General features: G+C 31.0%; 24 protein-coding genes and 1 pseudogene. 14 read left to right on the top strand and 11 right to left on the bottom strand.

Annotation, left to right across the window (positions count from 1 at the left end):
• From VGE71_RS04240 to VGE71_RS04230, 3 genes are all read left to right on the top strand, one after another.
• The coding region (locus VGE71_RS04240) for an O-antigen ligase family protein (RefSeq protein ID WP_414656164.1) at nucleotides 1-350 on the top strand (350 nt) is incomplete at its 5' end.
• Nucleotides 331-1467 (top strand): glycosyltransferase, encoded by a 1137-nt coding sequence (locus tag VGE71_RS04235; protein ID WP_331137182.1) that lies wholly within the window; start codon nucleotides 331-333, stop codon nucleotides 1465-1467. The genes VGE71_RS04240 and VGE71_RS04235, both read left to right, overlap by 20 nt.
• Nucleotides 1468-1507: 40 nt before the next feature.
• Nucleotides 1508-2491 carry a UDP-glucuronic acid decarboxylase family protein gene (locus tag VGE71_RS04230; protein ID WP_066033174.1) on the top strand — a complete coding sequence of 328 codons (984 nt, stop codon included), beginning with the start codon at nucleotides 1508-1510 and terminating at the stop codon, nucleotides 2489-2491.
• A 54-nt stretch (nucleotides 2492-2545) separates the two neighbouring features.
• Here the strand turns inward: VGE71_RS04230 and VGE71_RS04225 are convergent, their stop codons facing one another.
• From VGE71_RS04225 to VGE71_RS04200, 6 genes are all read right to left on the bottom strand, one after another.
• Complete coding sequence (locus tag VGE71_RS04225) at nucleotides 2546-3733, bottom strand: glycosyltransferase family 4 protein (protein WP_331137181.1); 1188 nt, start codon at nucleotides 3731-3733, stop codon at nucleotides 2546-2548.
• Nucleotides 3733-4821 carry a non-hydrolyzing UDP-N-acetylglucosamine 2-epimerase gene (gene wecB / locus VGE71_RS04220; protein WP_331137180.1) on the bottom strand — a complete coding sequence of 363 codons (1089 nt, stop codon included), beginning with the start codon at nucleotides 4819-4821 and terminating at the stop codon, nucleotides 3733-3735. The genes VGE71_RS04225 and wecB overlap by 1 nt, the downstream gene beginning before the upstream one ends.
• A 166-nt stretch (nucleotides 4822-4987) precedes the next feature.
• Nucleotides 4988-5533, bottom strand: a complete 546-nt coding sequence (locus tag VGE71_RS04215; RefSeq protein ID WP_331137179.1) for an ORF6N domain-containing protein — start codon at nucleotides 5531-5533, stop codon at nucleotides 4988-4990.
• A gap of 42 nt (nucleotides 5534-5575) precedes the next feature.
• Nucleotides 5576-6886: a phenylacetate--CoA ligase family protein gene (locus tag VGE71_RS04210; RefSeq protein WP_331137178.1), complete on the bottom strand. Its 1311-nt coding sequence runs from the start codon at nucleotides 6884-6886 to the stop codon at nucleotides 5576-5578.
• A complete protein-coding gene (locus VGE71_RS04205; RefSeq protein WP_331137177.1) occupies nucleotides 6886-7188 on the bottom strand; it encodes a HigA family addiction module antitoxin in 303 nt (100 codons plus the stop codon). Before VGE71_RS04205 ends, VGE71_RS04210 begins: the two co-directional genes overlap by 1 nt.
• Before the next feature lie 11 nt (nucleotides 7189-7199).
• Nucleotides 7200-7481 carry a type II toxin-antitoxin system RelE/ParE family toxin gene (locus VGE71_RS04200; protein ID WP_331137176.1) on the bottom strand — a complete coding sequence of 94 codons (282 nt, stop codon included), beginning with the start codon at nucleotides 7479-7481 and terminating at the stop codon, nucleotides 7200-7202.
• 95 nt (nucleotides 7482-7576) lie between these two features.
• Between VGE71_RS04200 and purD the strand changes: the two genes are divergently transcribed.
• On the top strand, nucleotides 7577-8851 hold the full coding sequence (gene purD / locus VGE71_RS04195; protein ID WP_331137175.1) for a phosphoribosylamine--glycine ligase: 1275 nt from the start codon (nucleotides 7577-7579) through the stop codon (nucleotides 8849-8851).
• A gap of 41 nt (nucleotides 8852-8892) precedes the next feature.
• On the opposite strand, the gene VGE71_RS04190 is transcribed toward purD, so the two are convergent.
• Nucleotides 8893-9123 (bottom strand): DUF6341 family protein, encoded by a 231-nt coding sequence (locus tag VGE71_RS04190; protein ID WP_144216374.1) that lies wholly within the window; start codon nucleotides 9121-9123, stop codon nucleotides 8893-8895.
• A 140-nt stretch (nucleotides 9124-9263) separates the two neighbouring features.
• Between VGE71_RS04190 and VGE71_RS04185 the strand changes: the two genes are divergently transcribed.
• Nucleotides 9264-10193, top strand: a complete 930-nt coding sequence (locus tag VGE71_RS04185; protein WP_331137174.1) for a DUF6427 family protein — start codon at nucleotides 9264-9266, stop codon at nucleotides 10191-10193.
• Here the strand turns inward: VGE71_RS04185 and upp are convergent.
• Nucleotides 10188-10841 (bottom strand): uracil phosphoribosyltransferase, encoded by a 654-nt coding sequence (gene upp / locus VGE71_RS04180; protein ID WP_331137173.1) that lies wholly within the window; start codon nucleotides 10839-10841, stop codon nucleotides 10188-10190. The two genes, VGE71_RS04185 and upp, sit on opposite strands and share 6 nt — an antisense overlap.
• A 111-nt stretch (nucleotides 10842-10952) precedes the next feature.
• Between upp and VGE71_RS04175 the strand changes: the two genes are divergently transcribed.
• Entirely contained in the window at nucleotides 10953-11558 is a 606-nt protein-coding gene (locus VGE71_RS04175; protein WP_331137172.1) for a DUF4254 domain-containing protein, read from the top strand.
• Nucleotides 11559-11601: 43 nt separating this feature from the next.
• Nucleotides 11602-12612 carry a glycosyltransferase family 9 protein gene (locus VGE71_RS04170; RefSeq protein ID WP_331137171.1) on the top strand — a complete coding sequence of 337 codons (1011 nt, stop codon included), beginning with the start codon at nucleotides 11602-11604 and terminating at the stop codon, nucleotides 12610-12612.
• 48 nt (nucleotides 12613-12660) lie between these two features.
• On the opposite strand, the gene VGE71_RS04165 is transcribed toward VGE71_RS04170, so the two are convergent.
• The 3 genes from VGE71_RS04165 to VGE71_RS04155 all read right to left on the bottom strand — a co-directional run bounded on the left by VGE71_RS04165 (nucleotide 12661) and on the right by VGE71_RS04155 (nucleotide 14678).
• A complete protein-coding gene (locus VGE71_RS04165; protein WP_331137170.1) occupies nucleotides 12661-13005 on the bottom strand; it encodes a hypothetical protein in 345 nt (114 codons plus the stop codon).
• Nucleotides 13006-13238: 233 nt separating this feature from the next.
• Nucleotides 13239-13547, bottom strand: coding sequence for a hypothetical protein (locus VGE71_RS04160; RefSeq protein ID WP_331137169.1), 309 nt, complete (start codon nucleotides 13545-13547; stop codon nucleotides 13239-13241).
• 78 nt (nucleotides 13548-13625) lie between these two features.
• Nucleotides 13626-14678 carry a ferredoxin--NADP reductase gene (locus VGE71_RS04155; RefSeq protein ID WP_331137168.1) on the bottom strand — a complete coding sequence of 351 codons (1053 nt, stop codon included), beginning with the start codon at nucleotides 14676-14678 and terminating at the stop codon, nucleotides 13626-13628.
• 129 nt (nucleotides 14679-14807) lie between these two features.
• On the opposite strand from VGE71_RS04155, the gene VGE71_RS04150 reads away from it, so the two are divergent.
• The 7 genes and pseudogenes from VGE71_RS04150 to VGE71_RS04120 form a co-directional block, all read left to right on the top strand.
• Nucleotides 14808-16268, top strand: a complete 1461-nt coding sequence (locus tag VGE71_RS04150; protein ID WP_331137167.1) for a DUF5687 family protein — start codon at nucleotides 14808-14810, stop codon at nucleotides 16266-16268.
• Nucleotides 16269-16336: 68 nt separating this feature from the next.
• Entirely contained in the window at nucleotides 16337-17032 is a 696-nt protein-coding gene (locus VGE71_RS04145) for an ABC transporter ATP-binding protein (protein ID WP_331137166.1), read from the top strand.
• An 88-nt stretch (nucleotides 17033-17120) separates the two neighbouring features.
• Entirely contained in the window at nucleotides 17121-19739 is a 2619-nt protein-coding gene (locus VGE71_RS04140) for a tetratricopeptide repeat protein (RefSeq protein ID WP_331137165.1), read from the top strand.
• 2 nt (nucleotides 19740-19741) lie between these two features.
• Nucleotides 19742-20140 carry a polymer-forming cytoskeletal protein gene (locus VGE71_RS04135; protein WP_331137164.1) on the top strand — a complete coding sequence of 133 codons (399 nt, stop codon included), beginning with the start codon at nucleotides 19742-19744 and terminating at the stop codon, nucleotides 20138-20140.
• Nucleotides 20121-20348 carry an AtpZ/AtpI family protein gene (locus VGE71_RS04130; protein WP_144216349.1) on the top strand — a complete coding sequence of 76 codons (228 nt, stop codon included), beginning with the start codon at nucleotides 20121-20123 and terminating at the stop codon, nucleotides 20346-20348. The genes VGE71_RS04135 and VGE71_RS04130 overlap by 20 nt, the downstream gene beginning before the upstream one ends.
• Before the next feature lie 58 nt (nucleotides 20349-20406).
• Nucleotides 20407-20799 (top strand): hypothetical protein, encoded by a 393-nt coding sequence (locus tag VGE71_RS04125; protein ID WP_331137163.1) that lies wholly within the window; start codon nucleotides 20407-20409, stop codon nucleotides 20797-20799.
• A gap of 118 nt (nucleotides 20800-20917) precedes the next feature.
• A pseudogene (locus tag VGE71_RS04120) lies at nucleotides 20918-21388 on the top strand (ATP synthase F0 subunit A); the annotation flags it as partial.

The following is a 21388-nucleotide window of genomic DNA, read 5'->3' as shown; positions in this document are numbered from 1 at the left end:
GGATTTTGGGTGTAGGACCAGGAAATATCCAGAAAAAATTAAACGATTGTTATTCAGGTTATACGTATAAAAATTATGACGATTATTCAAGTAAAGATTATAATTCACACAATCAGTATCTAGATATTTGGCTTAAATATGGTATATTTGGCTTGGTTCTTTTTTTTGTTTTTTTATTTTGGGGAATTAAAAATATGAGCCTTTCGTATGGTATTTTTTTATTCTTAATTATGATGTCAATGATAACAGAGAATATATTTGACCGACAAGTTGGTGTTGTATTTTTTACTTTTTATAACACACTTTTTTTTATTAACAGAATAGATTATTTTGAAAAAAGCACTAGTTAGCGATTGGTATTATGTAAATGGAGGAGCTGAAAAAGTTATTCATTCTATAAACGCAATTTGGAATGATTTCGATCATTTTGCGCTTATTGATTTTTTAAACGAGGAAGATCGCAAGTTTATTCTAAACGGGAAAAAAGCCAAAACCAGCTTTATTCAAAAACTACCTACAGTAAAGAAAAACCATCGTAAATTTTTACAGTTGTTTCCAATAGCAATAGAACAATTTGATTTAAAAGATTTTGATTTAATTATTAGCTCATCATCTGCAGTTGCAAAAGGAATTCGTACTACTGAAAATCAATTACATATTTGTTATTGTCATTCTCCAATGAGATATGCCTGGGATTTAAAAGAACAATATCTTGAAGATGCAGGCTTAAATAAAGGATTGAAAGGAATTTATGCTAAATCTGTCTTAAACAAAATTCAGAAATGGGATCTTTCCAATTCAGACAATGTAGATTATTTTATTGCCAATTCTAAGCATATTGCCCAAAGGATAAAAAGAACCTACAATAAGGAATCTGTAATTATTTATCCGCCTGTTGATGTTGACTTTTTTAGTTTAGAAGAAAAAAAAGAAGATTATTATTTGACAGCTTCCAGACTGGTTCCATATAAAAAAACACAATTAATTGTAGAAGCTTTTAATGAATTGCCACATCTGAAATTGATTGTAGCGGGTGAAGGACCAGAATTAGAGAAACTTCAAAAAATTGCCAAAGATAACATTGAATTTGTTGGTTTTGTAGAGAATAAAAAACTACGAACTTTAATGCAAAAAGCAAAAGGATTTGTTTTTGCTGCTGAAGAAGATTTTGGAATTATTCCTGTTGAAGCACAAGCTTGCGGCACACCAGTTATAGCTTTATCAAAAGGAGGAACTTTAGAAACTGTTGTTGACAATCAAACAGGAATTTTTTTTAATGAACAATCTACAGAGAAAATTAAAGAAGCAGTAATTGATTTTGGAACAAGAAAATTTGATCCAAAAATAATACGAGAACACGCTGTTTTATTTTCAAAAAAACGATTTGAAAAACAGATAAAAGAGTTTGTAGATGCAAAATATAAAGAACATCAAGAATCTTTAAACGAAAAGATGATTGAAAAGTAATTCCTAAATCAGTTACATTTGCGTTGACTAAATAATTAAAATGAAAAGAATACTTATTACAGGAGCTGCAGGATTCTTAGGATCACATTTATGCGACAGATTTATCAAAGAAGGTTATTTTGTTATCGGAATGGATAATCTGATTACGGGAGATCTTAAAAACATTGAGCATTTATTCAAACTAGAAAACTTTGAGTTTTATCATCATGATATTACCAAGTTTGTTCATGTTCCAGGTGATCTAGATTATATTTTGCATTTTGCATCACCAGCAAGTCCGATAGATTATTTAAAAATTCCGATCCAGACCTTAAAAGTAGGATCTTTAGGAACGCATAATTTATTGGGATTAGCAAGAGTTAAAAAAGCAAGAATTTTGATTGCTTCAACCTCTGAAGTTTATGGAGATCCATTGGTTCACCCACAGACTGAAGAATATTACGGAAATGTAAATACAATTGGTCCGCGTGGTGTTTATGACGAAGCAAAACGTTTTCAAGAATCCATCACAATGGCGTATCACACTTTTCACGGTGTAGAGACGAGAATAGTTCGTATTTTTAATACTTATGGACCAAGAATGAGATTAAACGACGGACGTGTAATTCCAGCTTTTATTGGGCAAGCTTTACGTGGAGAAGATTTAACCATTTTTGGAGACGGAATGCAGACGCGCTCTTTCTGTTATGTAGACGATCAGGTTGAGGGTATTTACAGATTATTACATTCTGACTATGTGTATCCAGTAAACATTGGAAATCCAGACGAAATCACAATTAAAGATTTTGCAGAAGAAATCATAAAACTGACAGGAACAAATCAGAAAGTTGTTTATCATCCATTACCAATAAACGATCCTTTACAACGCCAGCCAGATACAACAAAAGCAAAAGAATTATTAGGCTGGGAAGCAAAAGTAAGTCGTGCAGAAGGAATGAAAATTACTTATGAATATTTTAAATCATTATCTCCTGAAGAACTTGCAAAAGAAGAACATAAAGACTTTTCTAGTTATATAAAATAAAAATAAAAGGGTAAACAACAGAATGTTTACCCTTTTATTTTTTATTAAAACGAATTAAAAAGCATCATTTTTAATTAGCCTCTTCATTTGTTCGTCCAAATTAAAATGTTGTTTAGCATGAAGGAAAATCTGTTTTTTCATGGCTTGAATTTTATCTGTTCCAATTTCTGAAATTTGTTTTAAAGTACTGTTTAAGCTTTTATAATTTTCAACAGGAACAACCCATCCTAAATTATTTTCTTCAACAATAGATTCGCCTTCACCACCGCCAAAATATAGTACAGGAAATCCTAAAGCAGTATATTCGAATATTTTTGAAGGAACAGATCCATAAATTCTTGTTTTAAGAGGAACAAGAGCGATGTCTAAATTCTGCAAAGTTTCATGAAGTAAATTTCGTTCTAACATTCCATGAAAAAAGATATTTTTTATCTGCTTTTGATTGAGATAATTTATAATTTGATCTTTTTCAGCTCCATCACCAAAAATATGCAATTCAAGGTTTAAGTTATTTAATTCTAATTGTTGTATAAGTTCAAAAACACCTTGTGCAACTCCCAACAAACCAGCATAAAATAATTTAATGGGTTCATTAGAATTTTGTTTTTCGTCAGTAATATTTTCGATAAAATGATCAGGATAATTACGGTATAAAAGGCATTTTTTTTCTGGAAAAATCGAATGAATATGCGCAATAATTTCGTTGGATTGACCAAAAATGTGATTAGCTTTTTTATAAATAAAACGTTCTATAAAAAGCAAAAATTTATGTGAAATGCTATCTTTATTTAAAACACCAAGTTCAATTGCTGCTGTGGGCCAAAGATCTGAAACATTCAAAATGATCTTTCTTCGTCTTATCCAAAGTGCCAAAACAGCTGTAAATGACAACAATAAAGGTGGTGATTGTACAATAACTTTTTTCGGTAATTTGGCAATTAATAAATAAATGAATAAAGTTGTTGAAAAGGAAAGCGTTGAAACAATTCTTTTAAAGATATTAGAACTATTACTCGGATAAATCCAAAGACGTTTTAAGGTGATGTTTTGAATCTTTTCTGTAACGGAAAATTTATTTTTATATTCTGGAAAAAGCTCTCCTTTTGGATAATTAGGAAGTGGGGAAATTACCGAAACCTGATAGCCATTTTGATCTAACTTTAGAGCTAATTGTTCAATTCTATTGGCTGCAGCGCCTTTTTCAGGCGGATAATAATTAGAAATAATTAGAATATCTTTCATTACTTTTTATTCAGTAAAATTGAAATTATTCTTTCAGATGCTTTTCCATCCCACAAATCAGGAATGCCACTTTTTTTTGCACCGTTTTGCAGAAAAGAACTAAAAGTTTTTTCTAAGTTTTCTAATGAAGTTCCAACAATAGTATTTGATCCAATAGTTTCTGTTTCTGGTCTTTCGGTATTATCTCGCATTGTAAAACATGGAATTCCAAGAACAGTCGTTTCTTCGGAAATACCACCACTGTCGGTAACAACCGCAAAACTATTTTTGATTAAATACATAAAATTCAGATAACCCTGAGGTGAAACAAAAAGGATGTTTTTAAAATCGATTTTGCTTTCTTTTAAAATAGCCTGCGTTCTTGGATGAATAGGGAAGATGATTTTTTTATCTTTTACTAATAAATCAATTCCGTGCAATAATTTGATCAATGAAGAAACTTCGTCAACATTTGCAGGTCGGTGCAAAGTCAGAATAATATAATTTTTCTCTTCTAATTGATGTTCATTCCAAAAATCAGGAGCAGAAATTCGATTGATATTTTGATACAAAGTATCGATCATAACATTCCCCACAAAGTGAACATTTTCGGGATCTGAACCTAGTTTTAGTAAATTTTCTGAAGCTGAAGTTGAGGTTGTAAAAAAGTAATCGGTAATGCTGTCTGTAAGCATCCTATTGATTTCTTCGGGCATTGTTAAATCTCCAGATCGAATTCCGGCTTCAACATGCGCAACTTTAGTATTGCATTTTTTGGCAACAATAGAACAAGCCATTGTTGAGTTTACATCGCCAACAACCAGAACCAAATCAGTTGGATTTTGAAGAATTTCCTTTTCGAAAGCAATCATAATAGCAGCCGTTTGTTCTGCTTGAGAACCGCTTTTTACTTCCAGATTTACATGAGGCTGCGGAATATTTAATTCTTCAAAAAAAGTATCACTTAAATTTTTATCATAATGCTGACCTGTATGAACCAAACGAAATGAAAGATCAAAACCTTCATTTTGTTTCTTTTTTATAGCATTGATAATAGGTGCTATTTTGATAAAATTTGGTCTTGCGCCCGCAATTATGGTAATTTTCATAAATTGACTTCAGAAATTAGGACAAACTTGTTTTAAGTTTCTTTTGGCAAAAGTAAAGTTTAAATTGGATTTTAGAGAATTTGAAATATTTTCTTAATGTTCGGAACCGATTTTTATATTAGAATTGGAGATCGCAAATTGCGAGCTCCAATTTCAAAGTCACAAATCATGACTTTGAAGAATTACTTTTATATCCAATTTTTACTCTTTCCTCTTCATTTTCTTTTTTATCAGTTAGTTCATCCAAATAAGAAAACACCAATTCTATATTTTTATCATGATTCTCTAACTTCTTTTGGATCTGTAGAATATCAACCTTAATTTCGGTTGTATCCAAAAGCATTTGTCTCACTTTTGTGAAAATCCTCATAATTTGAATATTGGTTTGAATAGCTTTGTCGCTTTTTAAAACACTTGATAACATTAGAACTCCATGTTCTGTAAATGCAGAAGGAAGATATTTTAAATTAGATCCACGTCCATTCTTCAAGGTCACAATTTGTGACCTTGAAGAATCATACTCTAGCTTAGTAAGTTCAAACATAAAATCTGAAGGGAATCGGGATATGTTTCTTTTGACTGCCTGTTTTAAGACTTTGGTCTCTATTCCATAAAGCATTGCTAAATCACTATCAAGCATCACTTTTTGTCCACGAATAAAATATATTTTATTAGAAATTGTTTCTTCAGAAAGTAAAGATTGATTCTCCATAAGTTTTTAATTAAAAAAAACAAATGTAAGATTTTATTTATATTATAAATAAGATTTAAATTGTTTTAGTTTTCCTCTATTGGTTCTTTCTAAAACTGTTTGTCGGGTGAAAGTGAAGTTTAGATTTGGCTCCAGATACAAATCGATTGCTTGTTTTATTTTTTCGATTTGTTCTGAAGTTAATTCATTTTCAGATACATATTCAATTTCAAAAGTATCTAATTTGTTTTGTTTGATAATAAATTCTTTTACGTTTCCATCATCTTCGATAATGCTTTTGGTCACATAATAAAAGGTCAAACCAGGTGATTTTTTTCCACTTGGTAAAATCGCAACATCGTTGGTTCTTCCAATCAATTTTTTTAGAATTGGTTTTTGCGGAGTGCTTTTTTCGTCGAGAATGCCAATGTCGCCAATTTCATATCGAATAAAAGGATTTGCTTTGTTGAATAAAGAAGTAATCACAATTTTTCCTTCCGTTCCATGTGGAACAACATTATTATTTTCGTCTAAAATTTCTACAAAAAGCGTTTCTGCATTTACCTGCCACTCTCCCTGAGAATTTTCAAAAGCAATCAAATCTAATTCAGATGCACCGTATTCGCTTATAACAGGAATGTTAAATTGTTTTTCCAACAATTTTTTATCCGATTCAAAAAGCATTTCTGAAGTAACAAAACATGCTTTTAAGCTTGGACAAATTTCGTTTAAAATAATATTTTTCTGTTCCAAATATTTAGCAAACAAAACAATAGAACTGGTATATCCGTTGATGTAATCGAATTTTTTGGTTTTGAATTTCTGCAGAAATTTTTCGAGAACTTCATCAGATAAATCAAAGACCGGAAAACGAAAACGATGCGTTAAAAAATCCTTGAAACGTTCTTTTTGATATCCAATAAAATCCATTGGAATTCCGTAAAAACGCGCTTGATACGAATGATTAAAATCAATGCCAAACCAACCAAAACGCATAATATTTGATGCCCAGGTTAAAGCATGAGAATATTTGTCTTTAGCAAAAACAAAAGGAGTTCCGCTCGATCCAGAAGTTTTGTTGAGGTAAACAGATTTTTTAGAATACCCTTTTGAAAGTCTTTCTTCTAGCGGTTTTTGTAAATTTTGCTTGTTTAAAATCGGAAGATCTTCCCAATTTTGAGCTATTGCATTTCCAGCTAATTCCCTATAGAAAGTATTGTTTTTTAAATGAAAATCAACAATTTCTGTTTTTTTGTTTTGAAGAAAAACAGCAAATTCTTCTTCAGAAAAATGAACAATTTTATCCAATTCAGCTTTGGCTTTCTTTATGGGAAAACCATTTAATTGAAGCGAAATATCAAAAAAGAGGATCATTAAACTGCTTCTTTTATATCGTAAGGTTTAATCAGGTTGAATTCCTGTTTTTTGCTAGTTTCTTCTTCTTCAATATCAAAATCATCTTGAAGACCAAGCCAAAATTTAGCTGAGTTTCCAAAATAAAGACTTAAGCGTAAAGCAGTATCTGCAGTAATTCTACGATTCCCTTTAATAATTTCTGAAATTCTTGTCTGTGGGATTTTCAAATCTTTAGACAAACGATATGGTGTAATATTAAGCGGAATTAAAAATTCTTCCGATAAAATTTCTCCCGGATGTATGTTTTTTAATTTTTCCATTTTTAATTTTTTTAATGATAATCAATAATCTCGACTTTTGAAGCATTTCCATTTTCCCAACAAAAAATAATTCGCCATTGATTATTAATTCTAATGCTATAAAACTCTTTTAGGTTACCAGAAAGTTTTTCTAAACGATTTGAAGGCGGAATTCTTAGATCACTTAAATTTTGTGAATTATGAAGCATTCTAAGTTTTCGTCTTCCAATTTGTTGTATTTCAATTGAAGGTTTTTTGACAACAATACCATTCCAAATTTTTTCAGTTTCTTTCGATCCAAATGAAATTATCATACCTTTCGCATTACTAACGTCAAAAGTAAGTAAAATAAATTATTATTTGATGTTAAAAGCGACTATTTTTGCACCACAACTAAATACAACAACACATGACAATTTTATTATTGGGATCAGGCGGAAGAGAACATGCATTTGCATGGAAAATGACACAGAGTCCGCTTTGCGAAAAACTTTTTGTAGTACCTGGAAATGCAGGAACTGCTGCAATTGCTGAAAACGTTGCCATATCTGCAACAGATTTTGAAGCAGTAAAAGCTTTAGTACTTAAAGAAAATATTAGTTTAGTAGTCGTAGGACCAGAAGATCCGTTGGTAAAAGGTATTTACGATTATTTCAAAAACGACGAAAGTTTAAAACATATTCCGGTAATTGGTCCATCTCAATTGGGTGCGCAATTAGAAGGAAGTAAAGAATTTGCAAAAGAATTCTTGATGAAACACAACATTCCAACTGCAGCTTATGACAGTTTTACTGCTGAAACAGTTGAAGAAGGTTGTAAATTTCTAGAAACATTACAACCACCATACGTTTTAAAAGCAGACGGATTAGCAGCTGGAAAGGGCGTTTTGATTATTCAAGATCTTGAAGAAGCAAAAACCGAATTAAGAAACATGTTGGTTCATGCAAAATTCGGAACAGCAAGTTCAAAAGTGGTTATCGAAGAATTCTTGGACGGAATCGAATTAAGCTGTTTTGTTTTAACTGATGGAAAAAGCTATAAAATTCTTCCAACGGCAAAAGATTACAAAAGAATCGGCGAAGGAGATACAGGTTTAAACACAGGAGGAATGGGAGCAGTTTCTCCAGTTCCTTATGTTGATGCAGTTTTAATGGAAAAAATTGAAACTCGTATTGTAAAACCAACCATCGAAGGTTTCCAAAAAGACGGAATCGAATATAAAGGATTTGTATTTATTGGTTTAATCAATGTTAAAAATGAACCAATCGTTATTGAATACAACGTAAGAATGGGAGATCCTGAAACTGAAGTTGTGGTTCCAAGATTAAAATCTGACTTAGTTGAATTGTTCTTGTCTGTTGCAGATCAGAAATTAGGAGACTTTAATTTAGAAATTGATCCAAGAAGTGCTACAACTGTAATGGTAGTTTCTGGCGGATATCCAGAAGATTTCGAAAAAGGAAAAGTAATCTCAGGATTAGAAAATATTGAAGATTCTATAGTTTTTCACGCAGGAACAAAATTAGACAACGGAAATGTTGTTACTAATGGTGGACGTGTAATTGCTATCACTTCTTATGGAGATAATTTCCAAGAGGCCATAAAAAAATCTTACCAAAACATAGATAAACTAAGCTTTGATAAGATGTATTTTAGAAAAGATATCGGCTTCGATTTAATTTAAAAAATATTCAACCAGCCCTTTTTAATTAAAGGGTTTGGTTTTTATTTTAAAAATGAATGAGCTGTTGTATCTTGGTTTTCTGTTCCAGCGTCATCAAAAATGCGTAATTGTTTAATCCAGTAAACGATTGCACATGCACAGATGATCATGAAAATCCAGTTAATAGTGTTTGCACCAAACCATGTTTTTAATTCTAAATGACGTAAAAAGTCAAGAGGAGCAAACAAAATGTTAACGAATAAGTATTGAATTCCTTCGAAAAAAGCTTTCATAAATTTTAAAATTATATGTTATTTATGTTGTGTAATACCTTGAAGATAAAATTCGGTTAGACAAATCTTTTTTCAACTTGTTAGTTTTTTCCTTTTAAACAAATATTATCTTTACAACCACAAAAGTATAAAATATCCTTATGATAACAAGTGTTTTTAAAAAATCTACGCCATTAAATTATTCATTGGTTGTAATTTTAATACTGGTTTTCTTTTTTATGTTCCAAATTAAAGACCCTTCTTGGGTTGGTTCTTATTTTTTGGCTTTCCAGAAAGTAAGTTTACTGCTTTTTATTTTGGCTTCATTTTTCATGATAAATTTTGTCGTAAAAAAGAACGGACTCAGTAAAGACAACGGTTACGCGATACTTTTTTACTTGTTGTTTCTTTTGTTTTTTCCAACGATATTTAATAATGCAAATGTTGTTTATGCCAACTTTTTTATTTTGTTGGCACTTCGAAGATTAATTTCACTTCAATCTCTCAAAGCTTCAAAAGAAAAAATATTTGATGCCGCATTTTGGATTTTTGTAGCTTCTTTATTTCAATTTTGGAGTATTTTGTTTTTGATATTGGTTTATATATCAATTGTTTTTCACGTTTCACGCGATTATAGAAACTGGGTTTTGCCTTTTATTGCAATGTTAGCAGTAGCAATATTGTTCTACATGACTTCTTTAATTTGCAATATTGATGTGGTAACTTTTTTCCAGGAAAGAGCTCAGATCGATTTTAGAATTGATTATTTTAAGAATAATTACGAAAACGCTGCACTTTCAATTTACACAGCAGTGACACTATTTTTCGTTACTTCAATGTTAATGACATTGTCAAACAGACCACAAATTGTACATTCTTCATACAAAAAAGTTGTAGCATACTTTTTTATAGCGGCTTTGGTTTATATTATTTCACCAGATAAAAGCAATGATTTGCTGTTGTTTAGTATTGCACCTTTGGCAATTATGGCAACAAGTCATGTCGAATATATGCAACAGAAACTGAACAATGAAATTGTCTTTTATGTGCTAATTGTTTGTAGTTTATTTACTTTTTTCTCTCAATTATAATTTACTTCCATAAGCAAGATCGCCGGCATCGCCAAGACCAGGAACAATGTAGTTTTTCTCATTTAATTTTTCATCCAAAGAAGCAACCCAAAGATGACAATTTGTAGGAAGATTTTTTTCTAAATGAGCAATTCCTTCTGGAGCAGCAATAACTACCACAATATGAAATTCTGCTGGAGAGGCGTTTTCGAGTAATTTTTGATGAACAGCCACAATTGATTGCCCAGTAGCAAGCATGGGATCAAGAAGTAGGACAGTTTTATTATTTAAATTTGAAATAGCTTGATATTCAACTAAAATTTCAAATTCGTCATCATTATTTGGATGATGTCTGCAAGCCGAAACAAAACTGTTTTCCGCATGATCAAAGTAATTTAAAAATCCGTTGTGAAGTGGTAATCCAGCTCTTAAAATTGGGCATAAAACTAAATCTGTATTTATTTCGGTTGTTTTTTTAATGCCAAGCGGTGTTTGTATTTCAACATTTTTATAAGGTAAAATTTTGCTTAGTTCATATGCCATAATTTCTCCAATGCGCTCAATATTTCTTCTAAAACGCATGCTGTCGTTCTGTACATTTACATTTCTAATTTGTCCCAGAAAATGATTTAGAACGCTATTGTTTTCAGATATATAATGAATTTTCATAATGAAATATTAATTTATTAACGAATAAAGATATAAAAACGAAAAATAATTCCTTTTTTTCGTAGCATAAAAGTATAAAAAGTATCTTTGTAACTCTAAAAAAATAAATACATGTTTTCAAAATTAGCATATTCTGTTTTCGAGCAAAGTATCAAAGATTATCACCAGTTTGATAATGTTGATCAGCCAATCAACAATCCTTATCCGAAAGATAAGTTTGAGCATTTGTTATATCTTAAAAATTGGATTGATACCGTTCAATGGCATTTTGAAGATATTATCCGTAATCCACAGATTGATCCTGTAGCAGCATTAACTCTAAAAAGAAGAATTGATGCATCAAATCAGGAGCGTACTGATATGGTAGAATATATCGATAGTTACTTTTTGCAAAAATATAGTGATATTAAAGTAAAAGACGGAGCAAAAATCAATTCTGAAAGTCCAGCTTGGGCATTTGACAGATTGTCTATTTTGGCTTTAAAAATTTATCACATGCATGAAGAAGCAACTCGTGTTGAGGCTTCACAAGAACACAGAGATAAATGTCAGGAAAAATTAAATGTACTTTTAGAACAAAGAACAGATTTATCTACAGCAATTGAAGAATTATTGACAGATATCGAAAACGGAGATAAATTCATGAAAGTGTACAAACAAATGAAAATGTACAATGATGATGAATTAAACCCAGTTTTATATCAAAATAAAAAATAATTTGGCAGAGTTGTCCAACAACAAAATCAAACATATAGCCGTCATGAGACTATCCGCAATGGGAGATGTCGCCATGACGGTTCCTGTTTTACGAGCTTTTGTAAAACAATATCCAACGGTAAAATTGACCGTTATTTCCCGTCCTTTTTTCAAACCTTTTTTTGATGGAATTCCGAATTTGGAGTTTTTTGCTTTTGATGAAAAAGAAAGACACAAAGGATTTCCAGGACTTTTACGATTATATAAAGATGTCAAAAAGCTGAAAATAGATGCTTTTGCAGATCTTCACAATGTTCTGAGATCTAAAGTTGTGAGTTTGCTTTTCGCTTTAAGCGGAAAAAAAAGAGCAACGGTTGATAAAGGTCGCGAAGGAAAAAAAGAACTAACTCGTACAGAAAATAAGATTTTTAAACAACTTCCAACCATGTTCGAGAGACATGCAAAAGTATTTGAAGAATTGGGTTTTCCTTTAGATTTATCGAATCCGACGTTTCCTGAAAAAGCAGTTTTAAATGCTGATATTTTGGAAATTATCGGAAATCAAAATTCAAAACTAATCGGAATTGCGCCTTTTGCTCAATACGACTCTAAGGTTTATCCTTTAGATTTGATGAAAGAAGTAATTGAAAAATTAGCAGAAAATCCAACGAATAAAATTTTACTTTTTGGAGGCGGAAAAAAAGAGATTGAAATTTTAGATTCTCTTGCACAGCCTTTTGAAAATGTAATTAATATGGCTGGAAAAATTAAATTTCAGCAAGAATTACAATTGATCAACAATCTAGATGTCATGCTTTCTATGGATTCTGGAAATGCTCATATTGCAGCAATGCTAGGCGTAAAAGTAGTTACGCTTTGGGGTGCAACACATCCTTATGCGGGATTTTTGCCTTTCAATCAAAGTTTAGAAAACGCACTGACTTCAGACCGAAATCAATATCCAAAACTACCAACTTCTGTTTACGGAAATAAAATAGTTGAAGGTTATGAAGATGCTATGAGGACAATTTTGCCACAACACGTTTTTGACAAAGTTGTAGAGCAGCTTTCATAAAAGATCAAAAAAAAACTTCTCCAAAAAAGAGAAGTTTTTTTTTGATCTTTAAGCAATATTCTTGCTTAAATCATATCTTTCATTAGAATCGAGGAAGGAATATCCTATTGTTTTTTTTCTTTTTTTGTTTACTATAATGGTAACAAAATTATTTTTGTCTTCAGTTGACAACAGAATGTGTTCAAATTTTTCTGATGAATCTCTGTAAATTTTATAAATTAGGTCGTGGTCTTTAATTTTTTTAGATAAAACTTTAGCAGATTTTAGTTTACTAACATAAGGCCAAATATTAAAAATATTCGAATCAGTTTTTTTTACTTCTATCATTTTTTCGGTCATAGTTGAATCGTATTTTTCTCTTTCGAGCAATTTAGGACCTTTTTTGTTTTTCATTTTTATAATAACCGCCAAAACGCATAGAGAAGCAGTTACAACCAACATAACAAGTAGAGATAGATGAAAGTGATGTACGTGAGCTGTCATGATATTTAATGTTTTAAATGTTTGACAAATTTGATTTAGGGCTACAATACTACATAAAACTATGAGATTGAGATTGCCATAATTATACCCCTAATTTAATAAAAATTCGGTAATATTTTGGCAAAATTTTGCATTTATTTCAATCACAACCAAATCTTTTCATCACGGCATCTGCTGTAAATATATCTTTTCAGATCTGCAATTGTTGATATATAATCAGGAGCATCATAACCGTATCGTTCATGTTCCATCTGCTCTCTTTCAATGGCATCACATCCTTTTATTACTTCTTTAATCATGTCAAGCATTGCAAGTTCTTTATTATCTGTTTTTTGAAATTTGAGTTCCACAATTTCATCTTGCAATTCTGAACAATAATCGACAAGCTGCATAACTTCTGGTTCTTCCAAAAGCGATTGATTATTTCTAAATATTTCTCTAATTGATTTCATAATAAATTAAATTCCAAATTCCGATTGTTAAAGTTGGAATTTGGAATTTATATTTTTTGGAGTTTATATTTTTACAGATTACACATCGTCATAATCAACATAAATAGTTTCTGATGTTGGATGTGCCTGGCAAGTTAAAATTAAACCTTCGGCAATTTCGCTGTCTGTTAAAATAGAGTTTTTCGTCATTTCTGCGCTTCCCGTTGTAACACGTCCTAAACAACTGCTGCAGATTCCGCCCTGGCAAGAGTAAGGAGCATCAACGCCTTGTTTTAGAGCAGCATCAAGAATGGTTTGTTTTTTAGACATTTCAAATGTAGTCTCTTCATCGTCAACTAAAACCGTAATTTTAGTATGTCCTTCCTGAGAACCCTGAATAGCTTGTTCTTCAGAAGAAGAAGTAAAAAGTTCAAATTTAATAGCTGATTCTTTAACATTTTTCTCTTTCAGTACATTAGAAACAGTGTTGATCATTTCTTCTGGACCACACAAGTAGAATTTGTCAAATTGTAATTCTTTGTGTTTGTTGTTCAACACAAAATTTACAGCCGATTTTTCGATTCTTCCAAATAAAGCGTTTTCAGCTTTTGCTTGGCTAAATACATAATGCACAAAAAATCTTCCTACATATTGCAATTGCAAATCATGAAGTTCCTGATAAAAAATAGTTTGTTCTGGAGTTCTATTTCCGTAAACCAGTACAAATGAACTTTGTGGTTCATTTTTTAAAACCGATTTTATAATAGAGAGAACAGGTGTAATCCCACTTCCTGCTACAAAAGCAGCATAGTTTCTTTGTCTTTCTGCATCTGGTTCAAAAGTAAATTTACCTTCCGGCTGACCTACTTCAAGAACATCTCCTGCTTTTAGTTTGGTATTGGCAAACTGAGAAAAAAGACCATTTTTTACTGCTTTTACAGCAATTCTTAATTCGCCGCTATCTGGTGCAGAACAAATAGAATAAGCACGTCTAATTTCTTGATTGTCAAGAGTTAATTTTAAGTTTATATATTGACCTGCTATAAATTTATAGTCAGATTTTAGTTCTTCAGGAACATTAAAAAGTATCGAAACCGCCTCTACAGTTTCGCGTTTAACCTCTTTAATTATAAGTTTTAAGAATGAAGGCATGATCGAATTTTTATGCAAAAGTAGCAAACCACTATTAAAAGTTCAGCACGAAATTATTTTTTTTAACTTTTTTTGTAACGTTTTCCTACATTTGATCTCTTACTACCAAAATACTAAAAACCACAAAACATGATTAAGAAGTTTATTTATCTGGAATGGAAAGCTTTTATTAGATCTGCATCTTTTGGTAAAAACCTGGCAATGAAGATTATAATAGGTTTTTTTATGATCTATTTTTCTTTAATTTTTATTGGAATGGGAGTGGGGGCATTTTATCTTCTTAAAGAAATGAAATTGGAGCCATTAATGACCATCAATAAATATTTGATTTACTATTTCCTTTTTGATTTGATAATTAGATTGTTGTTACAATCTATTCCGGTTTTAAATATTAAGCCTCTTTTAGTTTTACCATTTGAAAAACCAACTATTGTCCATTTTTCATTAGGGAAAACCGTTTTATCTTTTTTCAACTGGATTCACGCCTTATTTTTTGTTCCTTTTTCAGTTGTATTGGTTTTGAATGGATATGATGTTGTCGAAATTGTTTTTTGGCATTTAGGAATTATGGCGATTATCTACATCAATAATTTCCTGAATATTATTCTAAGTAATATCGATAAATTATTTGTTGTTTTTGCAGCATTGATTTTGGCTCTGGCAGGTGCTCAGTATTACAATTTTTTTGACGTTACAACATACACAACACCATTCTTTCAGAGTTTTTACGATATAGATGGAATATTTTTGGTTCCGATTTTAATATTGGCAGCATTGTATGTTTTCACATTTAAATATTTTAAAAAGAATTTATATTTAGATGCCGGACTTTCTGTAAAACACGATATTGCTTCTACAGAAAATCTTTCTTGGCTGAATCAGTTTGGAACTTTAGGAACATTTCTCAAAAATGATATTAAACTGATTAAAAGAAATAAGAGATCCAAAACCACCATCTTTATGAGTGTTCTCTTTTTATTTTACGGTTTTATATTTTTTGGAAATACTCATCAGCCTGAAGTGATGCATATTTTTGCTGGAATATTTGTTTCAGGAGGATTTCTATTTGTTTTTGGACAATTTGTACCAAGCTGGGATAGTTCTTATTATCAATTATTAATGACACAGAACGTTCCGTATCGTGGTTATATTACTTCAAAATGGTGGCTAATTGTTATTGCTACTTTTGTCTCTACTATATTGGCTTCGTTTTATCTTTTTTACGGATGGGAAGTTTATTTGACAATTGTCGTGGGTGCAATTTATAATATCGGAGTTAATTCGCATTTAGTTCTTTTAGGAGGAGCATTTACCAAAACACCAATAGATCTAAGCAATGCTGGCGGGGCATTTGGAGATAAAAAAGCTTTTAATGTAAATGCAATGCTTCTTTCGTTACCCAAAATAGTTTTACCTCTTTTATTATACTGGCTTGGACTTCACTTTGGAAATAAATCAATCGGACTGGCTTTGGTTGCTGGAGCTGGAGTTCTCGGATTTATATTTAAAGAAAAAGTATTTTCATTAATCGAAAAAAGATACAAAATAGAAAAATACAGTACAATAAGTGCTTATAAGCAAAAGAATTAATTGATAGTCAAAGAATGTGCTAGTTTGAAAATTAATTTAAAAACAACCATCTAAAATCTAAAATTACCATGATACAAGTAAATCAACTTCAGAAAAAATATAACGGAACAACAGTTTTAAATATAGAAAATCTTGAAATTCCAAAAGGACAAAGTTTCGGATTGGTAGGAAATAATGGAGCAGGGAAAACAACTTTTTTCAGTCTGCTTTTAGATTTGATTCAGCCTTCAAAAGGAAATATTCTAAACCATGATATTCAGGTTAATACAAGCGAAAACTGGAAATCTTTTACAGGTTCTTTTTTAGATGAAAGCTTTCTGATAGGGTATTTAACTCCTGAAGAATATTTTTATTTTATAGGAGATCTTCGAAACCAGAACAAAGCAGATGTTGATGCTTTATTAGCGCAGCATGAAGAGTTTTTTAACGGAGAAATTTTAAAGAATAAAAAATACTTAAGAGACTTATCAAAAGGGAATCAGAAAAAAGTTGGAATTATTGCCACACTTATAGGAAATCCCGAAGTTGTAATTTTAGACGAACCCTTTGCCAATCTGGACCCAACAACAGTGAGCAGACTCAAAAAAATTATAAAAGATCTGGCTGATAATCCAAATGTAACAGTTTTGGTTTCAAGTCATGATTTACAACACACTGTTGAAGTTTGTGACCGAATTGTGGCACTTAATAAAGGAGAAATTGTAAAAGATATTCAGACCTCAAAAGAGACGCTGCAAGAACTAGAATCGTTTTTTGCAGTATAAGATTTCTATATTAGAAAAAGAAGCGTATTTTTACAAGTCAATATACTAAAATTGATTTTTAGTAGTTATCGTTTTAAACTCTTTTCTATTGAAAAAGAATACTCTTAAATATAGTTTTACTTTCGTTTTTATCTTGTTTTTGATAGCTTGTTCTACCAAAAAAAATACGCTTTTGTCCAGAACTTCCCATTCTGTAGGAACAAAATATAATATTTTGTATAATGGAGGAATTGGTTTAGAAAAAGGCTTGCAATCTATTCAAGGCAATAATGAAGATAATTTCTGGAAACTACTTCCTATAGAAAAGATGCAGTTTGATGAAAATTTTTCTGAAGGAGAAAAAGCTAAAAATCCTGATTTTGAACGTGCCGAAACAAAAGCTACAAAAGCAATTCAGAAACACTCCATGAATATTGGCGGAAGAGAAAGAAACTGGCAAATTGATGAAGCTTATCTTATGTTAGGAAAAGCGAGATATTATGATCAGCGTTTTATTCCTGCAATTGAAGCATTCAATTATATCTTATACAAATATCCTGAAAGTAATAATATTTATACCGCTAAAATCTGGCGCGAAAAGACCAATATGCGTTTAGGTAACGATGCAATTGCTCTTAAAAATATTAAACTCTTACTTAAAAAAACAGATTTAGATAAACAGACTTTTGCCGATGCAAATGCTCTTTTAGCAGAAGCTTTTTTAAACCTTGAACAAAAAGACAGTGCCGTTGCTAAACTAAGAATCGCAGAACAATTCACCAGAAAAAATGAAGAACGTGCGAGATATCGTTTTATTCTGGGACAAATGTATCAGGAAGAAGAAAAACGTGACAGCGCCATTTACTTTTATGATCAGGTAATCGATTTAAATCGAAAAGCCGATCGTAAATATATGATGCATGCCTATGCGAAAAAGGCACAATTGTTTGATTATGGAAAAGATAATGATACTATTTTTTTAAAGACATTCAATAAGCTAGTAAACGATCGTGAGAACCGCCCATATTATGATTTTCTATTTTATGAAATGGGAGTTTATTATGATAAAAAGAAAGATCAGGACAATGCTTTAAATTTTTACAATAAATCTTTAGGCAGAAAATCTAAAGATCCTTATTTAATGGCTTCAGCATACAGAAACATTGGAAATATGTATTTTAAAAATACAAATTATACAATGGCTGCAAAATATTATGACAGTACACTGGTAAAATTGGATCCGAAAACTAGGGAATATGCTTTTATAGAAAAAAACAGAAAAAATCTAGATAACGTAATTAAATACGAAGCGGTAGCAAAACGAAACGATAGTATTATTAAGGTATACAATCTACCGGCTACTGAAAAGAAGATTTATTTCGAAAATTATATTGCAGAGCTTAAAAAGAAAGACGAAGCAAAACGCATTTTAGAAGAAAAAGAGAAAGAACGATTAGCGAATATCGATTTAAATTCAAGAGCAGACAATTCTGTAAACGGAGCTGTAAATCCGAATTCTTTAGGTAAACCTTCAGAACCCGATGGAGCAGGATTAGGAATGCCAATTGGAGGGAATGATGCAACAAGTACATTTTATTTTTATAATCCAACTACAGTTGCTTACGGAAAAGTGCAATTTAGAAAAATGTGGGGTAACAGAACATTAGGAAGCAACTGGAGATTAGCAGGAGTAAAATCGGTTAACGATGCTGCGATGAATGATTCTATTGCTACCCAAGAAGTAGCAAATGCGTTAAAAGATACTGTTGTTGTAGAAAAATATACTGTAGCATTTTATACCAAACAACTTCCAACATCAGAAACAGCAATGGATAGTATTGGTAAAGAACGCAATTTTGCCTATTATCAATTAGGGCTTATATATAAGGAGAAGTTTAAAGAATATAATTTGGCCAGCGATAAACTAGAACAATTGCTGCGTAACAATCCGGAAGAAAAACTAGTATTGCCATCAATGTATAATTTGTATAAAATTTATCAAATTACAAATCCACAAAAAGCAGAGGCAATAAAAGCGGAGATTTCATCTAAGTATCCAGATTCAAGGTATGCTCAGATTTTAAATAACAAATCGGAAGATCCAAATTCTAGTCCAGATAAAGAATATCAAAAATGGTACAAACTTTTTGAAGAAGAAAAATTTAATGAAGTCTTAGATAATATTGATAATCTCATCAATCAATACTCGGGAGATGAAATTGTTTCGAAATACGAATTATTAAAAGCCAATACTTTAGGAAAAGTAAATGGTTTAGAAGCTTATAAAAAAGGACTTGAAAATGTAGCAGATAATTATCCGAATAGTGAAGAAGGTAAAAATGCTAGAGAAATTCTCGAGAAACAAGTTCCGATTTTAGAAAAATTGAATTTTACAACAACAGACAACAAGAGCTGGAAAATTTTATATGCCGTTTCTAATACTGATACCAAAACGCTTAAACAAATTGAAGAAGCGATTAGAGTATTTTTATTAGTTGAAAATTTTGAACGTCTGACAACATCTTTTGATAAATACAATAAAACAGAAAGTTTTGTAATTATTCATGGTTTAAAATCTGAAGCTTATGCACAGGATGTTGCCGGAGTTTTGAGAGATGATAAAAAGTATAAAATTGCTCATCCAGCAGTTGTTATATCCACCGATAATTATAAAGTGGTTCAAATTAAAAAGAACCTAGACGCCTACATGACCCCAAAAACCCCATAACAATGTTTGAAAAAGTAAAAAAAACCGGAACAGAACAATTTGGAAAAACAAACCGAATCGTAGAAGGAACATCAATAGTTGGAGATATAGTTTCTAAAGCTGATTTTAGATTAGATGGAGAATTGATTGGAAATTTTACTTCGCAGGGAAAAATTGTAATAGGAGCCAAAGGATCGGTTAAAGGAGAAATTATTTGTAACAATGCTGATATAGAAGGAGTATTTCATGGAAAAATAAAAGTTCTGGAAATTCTCAATATTAAATCGACTGCGCAAATTCACGGAGAAGTAGCAGTAGGAAAACTTTCAATAGAACCAGGAGCCGACTTTACAGCAACTTGTACAATGCTGGCACATTCAAATCCGGTTATAATGCTAGAAGATGGAAAAGGAACCGAATAATAATAGAAGAAATAAATGGTTAGCATTTATTAATATTCCTTTTCAAATGGGAGTAATTATTTTTCTATTTTCTTATTTCGGAACTTGGCTAGACGAAAATCATCCAAGTCCCAAAGTATATTACAACACCATCTTTGTATTAGTTGGTGTTGGAATTGCATTGTATAATGTAATTCGACAAGTAAATGATATTAATAAAACAAAGTAGTTTGGAAATAAAAAACGCTTGAGATAAATATTGCATCTTTGCACCAAATTTATTTCAAATGCTTTCAAAGAATTACAAACCAGTTTTATATTTATTTTGTCTTGCTTTAGTAACATATATTGTTCACAAAGCAATTTTCTTCTTTTTCGAAATCAATGTGCAAAACTTCCATTACAGTTTAGAAATACTGTATTTATTTTTCTTCGGAATTTCTGCATTATTATACCTTATATTATTAGTAGTAAAAAAGAAGAATTTTGAAATCGTCGGAATGGCATTTTTATTTGGAACTTTTACACAAATGTTAATAGCTTATTTCGTTCTTCAGCCAATTCTAAAAAACAAAACAGGAGAAACTGATGTTGAAAAAATTAGTTTTTTTATAACATTTGTGCTGTTTTTGTTATTTCAGACACTTTTAACTATCCGATTATTAAATGAAAAGCGTTAAAATAACAATTCTTTAAAACAAGGTTTAAAAATAATTTTTCATATCCTTTTGAATATTAATAAAAAATGTACCTTTGCACCAAATTTTAGAAACGTAAAAAAATAAGATTTTCCACGATATGGTGATTTCAAACAAACCACTCAGCTTTATTCTTGCAGCTTTTGTAGCTTCTCTGCCTATTATGGGCTTTGCAAATCCAGAGAATGATTCGACTCATGTTCAAACTGAAACTGTTCACGAAGAGAAAGTAGTTTCACATAATGCTCACGAAGAAGCAGAGCATGTTGCTCTTGATCCGAAAGCAAAAGTGGACGCTTTTATTGATCACCACTTACAAGATTCTCATGACTTTGTTTTCTTTTCAGATGAGAAAGAAAATAAACACTACGGTTTTTCATTACCAGTTATCTTAATTGATGGTGGTTTAAAAATTTTCTCTTCTTCAAAATTACACCACGGAGAAGAAGTTGCAGAAGTTGACGGTAACTATTATAAATTAGTTCACGGTAAAATTTACAAAACAGATTCAGCCGGAACAATCAATCACGATGAGCACGGTCATCCAACAAATGAAAAACCATTAGATTTT

This window comes from Flavobacterium sp. (genome assembly GCF_036405015.1).
Classification (GTDB): domain Bacteria; phylum Bacteroidota; class Bacteroidia; order Flavobacteriales; family Flavobacteriaceae; genus Flavobacterium.
Note: the sequence above shows the minus strand (reverse complement) of the source record. Positions and strands in the feature narration are given on the sequence as shown.

Bases quoted from the DNA above. Each gene is read 5' to 3' on its own strand.
- VGE71_RS04230 (WP_066033174.1), top strand. From the start codon at position 1,508: ATGAAAAGAATACTTATTACAGGAGCTGCAGGATTCTTAGGATCACAT.
- VGE71_RS04225 (WP_331137181.1), bottom strand. From the start codon at position 3,733: ATGAAAGATATTCTAATTATTTCTAATTATTATCCGCCTGAAAAAGGC.
- wecB (WP_331137180.1), bottom strand. From the start codon at position 4,821: ATGAAAATTACCATAATTGCGGGCGCAAGACCAAATTTTATCAAAATA.
- VGE71_RS04215 (WP_331137179.1), bottom strand. From the start codon at position 5,533: ATGGAGAATCAATCTTTACTTTCTGAAGAAACAATTTCTAATAAAATA.
- VGE71_RS04210 (WP_331137178.1), bottom strand. From the start codon at position 6,886: ATGATCCTCTTTTTTGATATTTCGCTTCAATTAAATGGTTTTCCCATA.
- VGE71_RS04205 (WP_331137177.1), bottom strand. From the start codon at position 7,188: ATGGAAAAATTAAAAAACATACATCCGGGAGAAATTTTATCGGAAGAA.
- VGE71_RS04200 (WP_331137176.1), bottom strand. From the start codon at position 7,481: ATGATAATTTCATTTGGATCGAAAGAAACTGAAAAAATTTGGAATGGT.
- purD (WP_331137175.1), top strand. From the start codon at position 7,577: ATGACAATTTTATTATTGGGATCAGGCGGAAGAGAACATGCATTTGCA.
- VGE71_RS04190 (WP_144216374.1), bottom strand. From the start codon at position 9,123: ATGAAAGCTTTTTTCGAAGGAATTCAATACTTATTCGTTAACATTTTG.
- VGE71_RS04185 (WP_331137174.1), top strand. From the start codon at position 9,264: ATGATAACAAGTGTTTTTAAAAAATCTACGCCATTAAATTATTCATTG.
- upp (WP_331137173.1), bottom strand. From the start codon at position 10,841: ATGAAAATTCATTATATATCTGAAAACAATAGCGTTCTAAATCATTTT.
- VGE71_RS04175 (WP_331137172.1), top strand. From the start codon at position 10,953: ATGTTTTCAAAATTAGCATATTCTGTTTTCGAGCAAAGTATCAAAGAT.
- VGE71_RS04170 (WP_331137171.1), top strand. From the start codon at position 11,602: ATGAGACTATCCGCAATGGGAGATGTCGCCATGACGGTTCCTGTTTTA.
- VGE71_RS04165 (WP_331137170.1), bottom strand. From the start codon at position 13,005: ATGAAAAACAAAAAAGGTCCTAAATTGCTCGAAAGAGAAAAATACGAT.
- VGE71_RS04160 (WP_331137169.1), bottom strand. From the start codon at position 13,547: ATGAAATCAATTAGAGAAATATTTAGAAATAATCAATCGCTTTTGGAA.
- VGE71_RS04155 (WP_331137168.1), bottom strand. From the start codon at position 14,678: ATGCCTTCATTCTTAAAACTTATAATTAAAGAGGTTAAACGCGAAACT.
- VGE71_RS04150 (WP_331137167.1), top strand. From the start codon at position 14,808: ATGATTAAGAAGTTTATTTATCTGGAATGGAAAGCTTTTATTAGATCT.
- VGE71_RS04145 (WP_331137166.1), top strand. From the start codon at position 16,337: ATGATACAAGTAAATCAACTTCAGAAAAAATATAACGGAACAACAGTT.
- VGE71_RS04135 (WP_331137164.1), top strand. From the start codon at position 19,742: ATGTTTGAAAAAGTAAAAAAAACCGGAACAGAACAATTTGGAAAAACA.
- VGE71_RS04130 (WP_144216349.1), top strand. From the start codon at position 20,121: ATGGAAAAGGAACCGAATAATAATAGAAGAAATAAATGGTTAGCATTT.
- VGE71_RS04125 (WP_331137163.1), top strand. From the start codon at position 20,407: ATGCTTTCAAAGAATTACAAACCAGTTTTATATTTATTTTGTCTTGCT.